Below are 11,128 nucleotides of genomic sequence, written 5' to 3' on the forward strand. Positions count from 1 at the left end.
TTCTTAAGTTGTTGTTATTAATTAAAAATATCTATTTGGCATGTAGGTTGAATAGATCATAACAAATAATAACGAGGGGTTTAACATGAAATTGATAAGCGCAATTATCAAACCATTTAAGTTAGATGACGTCAGAGAAGCTATTTCTGAAGTAGGCGTTGAAGGCTTAACAGTAAGTGAAGTAAAGGGTTTTGGTCGTCAAAAAGGGCATACAGAATTATATCGAGGTGCTGAATACCAAGTCGATTTTTTGCCTAAAGTTAAGTTAGAAATAGCAGTTAATGATGACATGGTTGAACGTTTGGTTGATGCCATCACTAAATCTGCACATACGGGTAAAATAGGCGATGGTAAAATCTTCGTTTATAACCTTGAGCAAGCCGTGCGTATTCGTACTGGTGAAACTGACATAGAAGCCTTATAGGAGTTATTATGGAACAGAATATTTTTCACCTTCAATATGCGATGGACACATTTTATTTTCTTGTCTGTGGCGCACTTGTTATGTGGATGGCTGCAGGTTTCTCAATGTTGGAAGCCGGCTTAGTTCGTTCAAAAAACACTACTGAAATATTAACTAAAAACGTTGCTCTATATGCTATCGCTTGTATCATGTATTTAGCTTGTGGTTACGAAATCATGTATGGCGGAGGATTCTTTTTATCTGGTATAGAAACAGTTGATGCTGCTGCGGTTTTAAAAGAGTTTTCAGATCGTGAAGATGGTTTCACAGGTGGCGCGATTTATTCAAAAGCCTCTGATTTTTTCTTCCAAGTAGTATTTGTTGCAACCGCAATGTCTATCGTGTCAGGTGCTGTTGCTGAACGTATGAAATTATGGGCATTTCTTATCTTTGCCGTAGTATTAACAGGTGTTATCTATCCAATGGAAGGTAGCTGGACTTGGGGTGGTAACTCTGTATTTGGGTTATATACATTAGGCGATTTAGGTTTTTCTGATTTTGCTGGTTCAGGTATTGTTCATATGGCGGGTGCTGCAGCGGCGTTGGCTGGCGTATTATTACTAGGTGCTCGTAAAGGAAAATATAGTGCTGATGGTAAAGTAAATGCCATTCCTGGTTCAAATTTACCTCTAGCGACATTAGGTACATTTATTTTATGGATGGGTTGGTTTGGCTTTAACGGTGGTTCAGTATTAAAGTTGGGCGATATTGGTAATTCTAACTCTGTTGCTATGGTATTCTTAAATACTAATGCTGCAGCTGCAGGTGGTGCAATTGCTGCGCTTATATTAGCTAAAATCTTATTTAAAAAAGCTGATTTAACTATGGTGTTAAACGGCGCATTAGCAGGTCTTGTGGCAATTACGGCAGAGCCATCTACTCCAACAGCATTACAAGCGACATTATTCGGTGCTATGGGTGGTATTATTGTTATCGGTGCTATTATCACTTTAGATAAATTAAAAATTGATGATCCGGTAGGTGCTATCTCAGTTCATGGTGTTGTTGGTTTGTTTGGTTTATTACTCGTGCCAGTGACTAATCCAGGTTCTACATTTAGTGGGCAGTTAATTGGCGCAGCAACAATATTTGTTTGGGTATTTGTGACAAGTCTAATTGTTTGGGCGATATTAAAAGCAACAATGGGTATTCGAGTAAGTGAAGAAGAAGAATACGAAGGTGTTGATAAGTCTGATTGTGGTTTAGAGGCTTACCCTGAATTTACTTAAGTTAATATAACTTCTGCGACAAAAGCCTCCCTAATTTTAGGGGGGCTTTTTTATTTTAAATTAAACAGTTACTGTCAAATATTGAAAAGTGTGTAAAATTATCGTATTAAAAGAACATCTCACTAGGTTAGGAGCATTAAATGGCTAGAGAACAATTTGGTATATGTGCAGAGCCAAGCTTACATGGATACTATTTATTGTTTAATGTGCTTGATGATAATAATGATTATATTCGTCAGGCTTTATCTCGACTTCCTGCGTTATTTGATAAATATGCAGATCGTTTTTCAGAGAGCAATTTAACAGGGGTTATTGCCATAGGGGCAAATTATTGGGATGAGCTTTTTCCAAAAGCAAAACCTAAGTACTTAAAACCTTTTAGTGAGATTTCAAGTGATGACCGTATAGCACCAGCTGTGAACTATGATTTGTATATCGAAGTAAGAAGTGACCGAGCGGATGTTAATCATATTGTTGCGGGTAAAGTGTGTGCATTACTTGCGGAAAGTGTCGAATTGATTGAGCAAGTTAGAGGCTTTCGCTTTCTTGATGGACGTGATTTAACGGGGTTTGTTGATGGTACTGAAAACCCCAAAGGGCGTCATCGTCGAGAGGTTGCTTTAGTACATGTTGAAGATGACGAAGCGTTTTCTAGTGGGAGTTATTTACACATACAACGTTATCGACATAATCTAAATCATTGGAATACGCTTGAAGTTAAAGAGCAAGAAGATGTTTTTGCACGTACTAAAGTGGATAATGAAGAATATTCTTCGGAAAACAAGCCATTAACATCTCATACTAAACGAACAAGTATTAAAGATTCGGAAGGTAATAGCATTGAAATTTTAAGGCAAAGTATGCCTTATGGTGACATGAAACAGCAGGGACTATTCTTTGTTTCATATTGTAAGTCACCAGAGCCATTTAATTTAATGCTAAAAAGTATGATTGAAGGTGATGAACATGGAAATTTCGACCATATGCTTAAATATACGCAAGCTGAAACAGGCGCTGCTTTTTTTGCGCCAAGTTTAAATATACTTGCGGAACTAATGCAAATTAAAGATGAAAATTAAAGCCAGATTCACTCTTAAAAACTTGAAGCAAGGCTTTGAGCTTCTAAGTTAAATTTTTAGAAAATAATAACTCAAGCGTTACAATTGTTTGCTTTATTTCTGTGACATTAGTGGGGGCGATAAAAATAGTATCGTCGCCTGCTATAGTACCTAATACACCATCACTTTTACTTAAACTGTCTAATAATCTCGCAATTAATTGGGCGGCCCCTGGACTAGTGTGAACAATGATCATGACATCATTATGTTCAATATCGAGAACTAACTGTTTTAAAGGGCTTTTAGCTGTTGGTACACCAAGCTCGGCCGGTAAACAATACACCATTTCTTGGCGCGCATTGCGTGTTCTAACTGCTCCAAATTTACTTAGCATTCGTGATACTTTGGATTGACTTATATTGTCAAACCCTTCAGTTTTCAGTGCGTCAACTATCTCACCCTGAGAACTAAATTGTTCTTGTTTTAGTAGATCTTTAAAGGCTTGTACTAAGGCTTCTTGCTTTTGTTGTCCAGTCATAAAACTCACTAGTGATTGATTTAGATAAAGCGGTAAATTTATATTCCCTGTTATAATACCATAGTATTATTTTATAAATTTGATTATACGGTATCCTTGTATGCCATAACAGATTAATAGATCATAATAATTGTTTTTTGGTGCGTGATGCTATATCTTTTGGGCACCAAATATTTACGTATTTACTCAAATTTCGGAGACAACCCATGAAAGTAGCTGTTTTAGGCGCGGCTGGCGGTATCGGTCAAGCGTTATCATTACTCTTAAAAACTCAATTACCAGCAGGATCTGAGTTATCATTATATGATGTTGCACCAGTTGTTCCAGGTGTTGCTGTAGATTTATCACATATCCCTACTGCTGTAAAAGTTACTGGATATGGTGCTGATGCATTAGGCGATGCATTATCAGGTGCTGATATTGTTATTATTCCGGCAGGTATGCCTCGTAAACCAGGTATGGATCGTGCAGATCTATTTGCAGTTAATGCGGGTATTATCAAAACATTAGCTGAAGGTATTGTTGCTAATTGTCCTAAAGCGTTAGTAGGGGTTATCACTAATCCAGTAAATGGCACCGTACCAATTGTTGCTGAAGTTTTCAAAAAAGCAGGCACTTATGATGCGCGTCGTGTTTTTGGTGTGACTACTTTAGACGTGATCCGAAGCGAAGCATTTGTTGCTGAATTAAAAGGCCTAGATGTTACTCAAACTAAAGTACCAGTAATTGGTGGTCATTCAGGAACAACGATTCTGCCATTACTTTCACAAGTTGAAGGTGTAGAGTTTTCAGATGAAGAAATTGCAGCGTTAACACCACGTATTCAAAACGCAGGTACTGAAGTTGTAAACGCTAAAGCCGGTGGTGGTTCAGCGACATTATCAATGGGAGCAGCCGCGGCCCGTTTTTGTTTATCTTTAGTTAAAGGTTTACAAGGTGAAAGTGTTGTTGATTATGCATACGTTGAAGTTGAAGGTGGTGATGCTCCTTATTTTGCACACCCTATTCGTTTAGGCGCAAATGGTGTTGAAGAGATCTTATCTTATGGTCAATTAAGTGCATTTGAGCAAAAAGCAAAAGATGACATGCTAGCTACTTTAAATGCTGATATCCAAGAAGGTGTTGATTTTATCAACGGCTAATATTCTTTAAGAATTTTTTCTAATTAAAACCGCCTAGATGGCGGTTTTTTATTATTTATTAGCCAAGCTAAAATTTATATAGATAAAATCGCTAGATATTTATTACTAACGCGGTAAAATCGTCGCTAATCACTTTTGTTGGCCATTATTAATGATGTCAGTACGAAAAAAAAATGAAGCGGAATTAGTTACCGCATTTAAAGCCCTTCTAAATGAGCAATGTTATGGCTCTCAAGGACAATTAGCCGATGCTTTGGCTGAACAAGGTTTTACTAATATGTCCCAAGCGAAAATTTCTCGCTTATTATCAAAACTTGGTGCGGTTAAAATGCGCAACACTAGTAGTGATGTGGTTTATATTTTACCCGATGAGCTTGCCATACCCCGCTCTAAGCAGGCAATCGAGTCCGTTGTGATGAGTGTTAAACACAATAATGTACAAATCATTGTTAAAACCGGGATTGGCGGTGCCCCATTAATTTCACGTATGTTAGATAGTCTTGGTGAATCAGTGGGTATTTTAGGAACTTTAGCGGGTGACGATACTATTTTTATCGCTCCATCAGATGTTCATAGAATTGACGAAATTACGTTTGATATTCGTAAAAAACTTGGTCTAGGTTAGAGACTTCATTGCATTTTATTGTGAAAAATTAATCTAACTTCTTAGCAATCGTATCAAATCGATAAACTGTTTTTCCGTAAAATGGTTTATCTGGATACAGCATTGTCGGGGTAAAGTCATTAATATAGTTTTTAGTTACCGCTCTCACAGGTTCCAAGCATAGCGCAGCACGTTGTTGATAACATGTATTATTCTTTCCAATATGCGAACCATCTATATAATTGGCTGTATATAAAATCAAGCTAGGTTGATCGGTTACGACAGTCATTCGTCGGCCAGATTTTCGCTCTTCTACTTGCGCTGAATAGCTTTGCTGTGAACTATCAAGTTCATTAAGTAGCCAATAATTATCGTACCCCTTGCCAATGATTATTTGAGGATCTTTACTGCTAATATCTTTGCCAATTCGCTTACTTTGTCTAAAGTCATGTATACCACCTTGTACTGCTTTTATCTCACCTGTTGGGTAAGCTTCATTATTCATAGGTAAATAGTATTGGGCATTCATGGTTAAATAGTGATCTTCTATATTTCCATTGTCATGCCCAGCTAAATTAAAGTAGCTATGTTGTGTTAGGTTAATAATGGTAGTTTGATCCGCACTAGCAAAATATTCGACGATTAATTCATTTTCTTCTGTCAGAGTATAGTGAACTTTAAAATCTACTGTTCCAGGGAAGCCTTCTTCACCATCTGGACTGGTATATGCTAATACTAACGTTACACTTGTATCGTTAGTATTATAATGTGCTCGCCAAAGTTGTTTATTAAGTCCTTTGTTACCACCATGTAATTGGCTATTGCCAGCATTTAATGTTAACTGATACTTGTGGTTGTTTACGATGATCTCACCATTTTTTATCCTGCCAGCATATCGACCAATAATAGCCCCAAGATAATAGGTGTCATTTTCATAATCTGTAACATTCTCATAACCAAGTACGATATCGTCAAAATTTCCATTAGCGTCTGCTATAGATAAACCTGTGATAATGGCACCAAAATTCGTAATGCTAACTTCAGTGCCATGGCTATTTTTTAGTATAAAAAGTTGGGCATTTTCACCATTACTTAAATGGCCAAATGATTTTTGATGAATTTTTTTATGTTCAGTCAATGGTTTTGAATTCATTTCAGAGTATTACTTACTTGGTTTAAACCTATACTAGAGGTATGTAAACAATTGGTAAACTAGATTATTAGATTTTTATGTAAACTGAGTGTCTATATTTATTAACAGGGAAAGTAAAAGGGTGGGGGTATAAAAAAGGCTCAATAAAGAGCCTTTTTAGATGTAAATACGAGAAAGTAATTATCTAATACGCACATATAATATGGTGTTACCGCGAATGATTTTTAACAGTGAAATACCTTTAATTTCAGCTAAATAATCACGTAGCTCAGCGATGTTTTTTATCGTTACTTTGTTAACACCTGCAATGATATCACCCTTGCGTAAACCGATAACTTCTGCTGGAGAATCTTCTTCTACAGATTCTATAATAACCCCTAGAGCATTTGTTTGATTGCTTAATTTGGCGCCATCAAGCATTTCATGAATGCTCGCAGGTTCTATATTCGCATTTTCTGCTTTTTTAAGGGTTACGGTGTAAGTTTTAGTTTTTCCATTAGCTTTTATCACAGTTAATTCTACATCTTTACCTGCACCAATAGAGCCTATTTTTCCTCTTAGCTCGCTAAAACCTTTAACACGTTTGCCATTAACTTGCGTGATTACATCACCTGCCTCAATGCCTGCTTCTTCAGCGGCTGAGTTAGGTGCTACGCGCTCAACAAAGCCACCTTGGCTTGCATCTAGTTCCATTGCTTTAGCTATTTCACCATTAACGCTATAACCAGAAACCCCTAGAACACCTCGGCGTACTTCACCAAATTCTAAAATTTGACTAATAATATTTTTTACCATGTTACTGGGAATGGCGAAGCCTATACCCACATTACCACCATTAGGGCCTATTATGGCGGTGTTAATGCCAATTAGTTCACCGCGTAAGTTAACTAAAGCGCCACCTGAGTTACCACTATTGATAGCCGCATCTGTTTGAATAAAGTCTTCGTAATTATCATTATTTAAGCCGCTACGGCCTAAAGCGCTAACTATGCCAGAAGTAACGGTTTGCCCTAAACCAAAAGGACTTCCGATAGCGACGGTAAAATCACCTACCCTTAATTTATCTGAATCAGCAACTTTAATTTCAGTTAAATTATTTGGATCAACTTCTAATAATGCAATATCACTACTCTCATCAGCTCCTATTTTCTTTGCTTCAATTTGACGACCATCTTTGAGAGTGATCTGGATTTCGTCAGCTTCTTTTATGACGTGATTGTTTGTAACAATATAACCTTTCTCAGCATCAATGATTACGCCTGAGCCTAAACCTCTAAATGGACGCTCACGTGATTGATTTTGTCTCGGATTACCGAAAAAGAACTTAAAAGCATCAGGTATCTTTTGTTGCTGAGCATGAGTACCTTTAACTGAAATTAGCACAACAGCAGGTGTTACCTTCTCTAGCATGGGGGCTAAACTCGGCATCTGCTGACCATTTAATTGTAATGGTAAATTAGCTTGGGCTGGTAAAGACGCCATAGCTAAAGTGGTTGAAAGTAGTATGGAACTACAAATAATCGACATTTTATTCATTCGAAAAATTACTCCTACTTAGGCATTTAAACAATATGTAAAGTGGTTATTGGACTAAAGGCCATTGAAAGTTACTGCTTATATAAAACTCATGTACTTGTATAGTTAAAAAGATAGAACTTAATAAAAATAACAACGTTTATTACATTTTTATAAGGAATAATATTTTGCTGATAATATTCATTAGCAAACCTATAGCACTTAAGTAATCACTAAACTACTGACTTATGTATAGGGAAGAAGTTCCTAATTTCCAAGCTCAGCATTTGTAACAGTTTGTTTCTTATCAGCAAATAGCCCTGTTGATTTTCCTGAGTAATCTAATGGTGCTTCTGTAGATTCTTCTGATATTTTTCTTTCACTTTTGTCGTGACGTAAGCTCACTGTTTGAGCTAATTGCTCTTGCGTTTCTTTAGAAAAAAATGGCATAACATCAATATCGCTTGGCGTAGCTTGTTGTAACAACTTAGTGCTTTTTTCCATTTGCTGCATGGCTTTTTGGCAAGTGTCATTCATTTGCGCTAGTAATTTAGCTGAATCGTCCAAATGCTCTGCAACATCTAATTTATATTGAGCCAGTGCAGACTCGCTTTCACTAACTTGTGCAGAAAGCTTTTTTGTTTGCGCAGAAGCGGGGGATAAAAAATAACTTGCTAGAAAACCTAAAATACCGCCAGTAAGTAAAAGAGCAATGATTGTAAAAACTTCCATAGTGTGTACACCTTCGTTGTATTCAGAGAAAATAGATGAAAATAGAAATAATCTCCGTTGGTATCATTTCTATTGGTATAATATAACGCGCTTATTTACACTTATCTAATAATTATGTTTGTGAAAGGATAATTTCAAGCATAAATAGATTAAATTACAATGAAACGGTCAATAAATGATAATTCTTTCCCCGCTAGAGAAATATAAACAAGATTTAACGCGAGATGATTTTCAATATGATGTAGCTCAAGAAAATGCCGTAAAAAACTTACAACGTTTATATGAGGATTTAAAAAATAAACCTTTACCTGTTACAGGCTTTAAAAAAGTCTTAAATCGTTGGAAGCGAGTAGTGGCAAAACAAGAGCCAAAACGCTTAAAGGGGTTATACTTTTGGGGAGGTGTTGGTCGAGGCAAAACCTATTTAGTTGATACTTTTTATGAGTGTTTGCCATTTGAAAATAAAATGCGGGTACACTTTCATCGCTTTATGCATCGCGTTCATCAAGAGTTAAAAACGTTAACTGGGCAGTCTGATCCATTAAAGATTATTGCCAAGCGTTTTGCTGATGAAACTTGTATTATTTGTTTTGATGAATTTTTCGTCTCAGATATTACCGATGCCATGATTTTAGGTACCTTATTTGAGGAGTTGTTTGCACATAATGTAACGTTAGTGGCGACATCAAATATAATTCCTGATGAACTTTATCGAAACGGTCTGCAACGGGCACGTTTTTTACCAGCAATAAAGCTTATCAATGAAAACTGCGACGTGATCAATGTAGATAGTGGTGTTGATTATCGTTTACGCACCTTAGAGCAAGCTGAGATTTATCACTTTCCTCTAGATAAACAAGCGGATGAAAATCTTGAAAATTATTTTAATCAGTTATCTACTGAGCAAGGTATAAAAAATAAGATTGTTAAAATTAATAATCGCGATCTGAAAACGCTTCAAGAATCTGATGGCGTTGTACATTTTGATTTTTCTACTTTATGTGAATCTGCACGTAGCCAGGGCGATTACATGGAAATTAGTCGCATCTATCACACCGTATTACTGGCTAATGTAAAACAAATGAATGTAGATCGTGATGATGCAACACGTCGTTTTATAGCACTAGTTGATGAGTTTTATGAGCGCAATGTCAAACTTATTATTTCGGCTGAAGTTGCTATGGAACAACTATACACACATGGTAGTTTAGAATTTGAATTTAAACGTTGCCTCAGTCGTTTACAAGAAATGCAATCAAGCGACTATTTAGCAAGTGAACACTTGCCTTAATGTGCAGCAGTTCAAATTAAGGCAAGTGATTACTTTTATGACTTCAACTAGCCAAAAGCTGACATTAGCTTTTAAATATTAACGGCAGTTCAGAGGTCCTAAAGCTTCATATTTCAATTAAAATTTACATCCATTTACAACTAAAATTATGATTAAAACCTTTGCATGGTGTTAGATCTTAAATCCCCAAAGCGGACATAAGAATCATTTAAATTCAAACGGATTTAGAGTATTAAGTCTAAGGCGTAATCGCCCCCAAAGTGAGATAGAAACTATAAAATTTTCACAAGTGAGCCATAGTCTCTTGTTATAAGTACCTAGAAACAATCGTAACCAGTAAAACATGAAAATAAAAGCAAAACTATCCACCAAACCGGTGTTGATAACATTGCAATTAATAAAATACAGATATGCGCGAAAGTGCCATTATTTATTTTTATGAGGATTGTACTAATTACTGCAAAGAAACCCAAATACGATACCGCAGTGGAAAGCAAAACAAAGAAATAATGTAAATCACGATCGTTATGAGCAACTGGTTGAGTGAAAATAAAATAGATGATGGAAATTATGACAGCAATTAAAAGCCCGAAACCTAAAGTCGACTTAATCCCTTTCTTTAATTGAAAGTACATTACTGCTTCCATTGCAATAAACAATATTACAAAAGGAATTATAAACTCTAATGATTTCTCCATACTTCCTTGTACTTATAACGCCCTGTTAAGGTGTGAGCAACGCAATACCGAAGCCTCCGCATACCACCTTAAACACTAAACGCAACGCATAGTAAAAATGCCACGCGTTGCGAATCACTCTTAAACAGATTGTTAGCCCTTTGCCCAAATTTGGTACGTGTAATCAATATTTGAACTGAAACTTTGCTCAAATGTTTGCTTGAAGCCCTGTGGAACTGGAGGAAAAAACACATCGCCAGAGATATGCTTGTGAATCACTGAAAGATGGATAACATCTGCTTGATCGATTAAAGCTTTATATATTTCACCACCACCAGAAACAAAGATATGTGCTGTCGCATTGTTTAGGTAAGCTAATGCCGATTCAACACTTGCGAAATACACAACATCAGGGTCATTCGAGATAATTTTAGAACGAGTAACCACTGCATATTTTCTATTCGGAAGTTTACCCATTGAGTCGAAGGTTTTACGACCAACTAGAAGCCATTGATTGTAAGTCATGGCTTTGAATAGGAGCTGCTCGCCTTGTACATGCCAAGGTATATCCAATCCAGAGCCAATTACTCCATTCTCGGAAACAGCTGCCATAAGAGATATTTTCATTTTTCCTCCTGAGGGCTAACGCCTGCCTAAGCGGCAATTAATAATGGGCTAAAATATTAAGCGCAGCGACAATAGCCCATGTTAATTGTCCGAGCGAGC

12 protein-coding genes are annotated in these 11,128 nt (G+C 36.5%); 6 read left to right on the forward strand and 6 right to left on the reverse strand.

The genetic code is table 11. The features are described from left to right. Window positions 1–85: 85 nt before the first annotated feature. The 3 genes from glnK (at window position 86) to IE155_RS15680 (ending at window position 2,771) form a co-directional block, all read left to right on the forward strand. A complete protein-coding gene (gene glnK, locus IE155_RS15670) occupies window positions 86–424 on the forward strand; it encodes a P-II family nitrogen regulator (protein ID WP_189379194.1) in 339 nt (112 codons plus the stop codon). 8 nt (window positions 425–432) lie between these two features. Then, window positions 433–1,692: an ammonium transporter AmtB gene (amtB, locus tag IE155_RS15675; RefSeq protein WP_189379195.1), complete on the forward strand. Its 1,260-nt coding sequence runs from the start codon at window positions 433–435 to the stop codon at window positions 1,690–1,692. Between the two features lie 140 nt (window positions 1,693–1,832). Further along, window positions 1,833–2,771: a Dyp-type peroxidase gene (locus IE155_RS15680; protein WP_189379196.1), complete on the forward strand. Its 939-nt coding sequence runs from the start codon at window positions 1,833–1,835 to the stop codon at window positions 2,769–2,771. Window positions 2,772–2,814: 43 nt separating this feature from the next. Here IE155_RS15680 and argR (IE155_RS15685) read toward each other — a convergent pair whose 3' ends face one another. Next, window positions 2,815–3,288 carry a transcriptional regulator ArgR gene (argR, locus tag IE155_RS15685; RefSeq protein ID WP_189379197.1) on the reverse strand — a complete coding sequence of 158 codons (474 nt, stop codon included), beginning with the start codon at window positions 3,286–3,288 and terminating at the stop codon, window positions 2,815–2,817. Window positions 3,289–3,494: 206 nt separating this feature from the next. Between argR (IE155_RS15685) and mdh the strand changes: the two genes are divergently transcribed. Together mdh and argR (IE155_RS15695) are read left to right on the forward strand one after the other, a co-directional pair. Then, entirely contained in the window at window positions 3,495–4,430 is a 936-nt protein-coding gene (gene mdh / locus IE155_RS15690) for a malate dehydrogenase (protein WP_189379198.1), read from the forward strand. A 154-nt stretch (window positions 4,431–4,584) separates the two neighbouring features. Continuing rightward, window positions 4,585–5,055, forward strand: a complete 471-nt coding sequence (gene argR, locus IE155_RS15695) for a transcriptional regulator ArgR (RefSeq protein ID WP_189379210.1) — start codon at window positions 4,585–4,587, stop codon at window positions 5,053–5,055. A gap of 28 nt (window positions 5,056–5,083) precedes the next feature. Here the strand turns inward: argR (IE155_RS15695) and IE155_RS15700 are convergent, their stop codons facing one another. The 3 genes from IE155_RS15700 to IE155_RS15710 all read right to left on the reverse strand — a co-directional run bounded on the left by IE155_RS15700 (window position 5,084) and on the right by IE155_RS15710 (window position 8,434). After that, the gene (locus IE155_RS15700) at window positions 5,084–6,187 is read right to left on the reverse strand and encodes an aldose epimerase family protein (protein WP_189379199.1); all 1,104 of its coding nucleotides are present in this window, start codon (window positions 6,185–6,187) and stop codon (window positions 5,084–5,086) included. Between the two features lie 180 nt (window positions 6,188–6,367). Then, complete coding sequence (locus IE155_RS15705; RefSeq protein ID WP_189379200.1) at window positions 6,368–7,723, reverse strand: Do family serine endopeptidase; 1,356 nt, start codon at window positions 7,721–7,723, stop codon at window positions 6,368–6,370. Between the two features lie 246 nt (window positions 7,724–7,969). Beyond that, window positions 7,970–8,434, reverse strand: coding sequence for a Z-ring associated ZapG family protein (locus tag IE155_RS15710; protein WP_189379201.1), 465 nt, complete (start codon window positions 8,432–8,434; stop codon window positions 7,970–7,972). Between the two features lie 175 nt (window positions 8,435–8,609). Between IE155_RS15710 and zapE the strand changes: the two genes are divergently transcribed. After that, entirely contained in the window at window positions 8,610–9,725 is a 1,116-nt protein-coding gene (gene zapE, locus IE155_RS15715; protein ID WP_189379202.1) for a cell division protein ZapE, read from the forward strand. Between the two features lie 317 nt (window positions 9,726–10,042). Here the strand turns inward: zapE and IE155_RS15720 are convergent, their stop codons facing one another. Further along, entirely contained in the window at window positions 10,043–10,423 is a 381-nt protein-coding gene (locus tag IE155_RS15720; RefSeq protein WP_189379203.1) for a hypothetical protein, read from the reverse strand. A gap of 132 nt (window positions 10,424–10,555) precedes the next feature. Then, on the reverse strand, window positions 10,556–11,029 hold the full coding sequence (dfrA6, locus tag IE155_RS15730; protein WP_063844458.1) for a trimethoprim-resistant dihydrofolate reductase DfrA6: 474 nt from the start codon (window positions 11,027–11,029) through the stop codon (window positions 10,556–10,558). Between the last annotated feature and the right edge of the window lie 99 nt (window positions 11,030–11,128).

The organism is Thalassotalea profundi (assembly GCF_014653195.1).
In the GTDB taxonomy this organism is placed as follows: Bacteria; Pseudomonadota; Gammaproteobacteria; order Enterobacterales; family Alteromonadaceae; genus Thalassotalea_B; species Thalassotalea_B profundi.

Coding starts and splice junctions, on each gene's coding strand:
- glnK (WP_189379194.1), top strand. CDS start 86: ATGAAATTGATAAGCGCAATTATCAAACCATTTAAGTTAGATGACGTC.
- amtB (WP_189379195.1), top strand. CDS start 433: ATGGAACAGAATATTTTTCACCTTCAATATGCGATGGACACATTTTAT.
- IE155_RS15680 (WP_189379196.1), top strand. CDS start 1,833: ATGGCTAGAGAACAATTTGGTATATGTGCAGAGCCAAGCTTACATGGA.
- argR (WP_189379197.1), bottom strand. CDS start 3,288: ATGACTGGACAACAAAAGCAAGAAGCCTTAGTACAAGCCTTTAAAGAT.
- mdh (WP_189379198.1), top strand. CDS start 3,495: ATGAAAGTAGCTGTTTTAGGCGCGGCTGGCGGTATCGGTCAAGCGTTA.
- argR (WP_189379210.1), top strand. CDS start 4,585: ATGTCAGTACGAAAAAAAAATGAAGCGGAATTAGTTACCGCATTTAAA.
- IE155_RS15700 (WP_189379199.1), bottom strand. CDS start 6,187: ATGAATTCAAAACCATTGACTGAACATAAAAAAATTCATCAAAAATCA.
- IE155_RS15705 (WP_189379200.1), bottom strand. CDS start 7,723: ATGAATAAAATGTCGATTATTTGTAGTTCCATACTACTTTCAACCACT.
- IE155_RS15710 (WP_189379201.1), bottom strand. CDS start 8,434: ATGGAAGTTTTTACAATCATTGCTCTTTTACTTACTGGCGGTATTTTA.
- zapE (WP_189379202.1), top strand. CDS start 8,610: ATGATAATTCTTTCCCCGCTAGAGAAATATAAACAAGATTTAACGCGA.
- IE155_RS15720 (WP_189379203.1), bottom strand. CDS start 10,423: ATGGAGAAATCATTAGAGTTTATAATTCCTTTTGTAATATTGTTTATT.
- dfrA6 (WP_063844458.1), bottom strand. CDS start 11,029: ATGAAAATATCTCTTATGGCAGCTGTTTCCGAGAATGGAGTAATTGGC.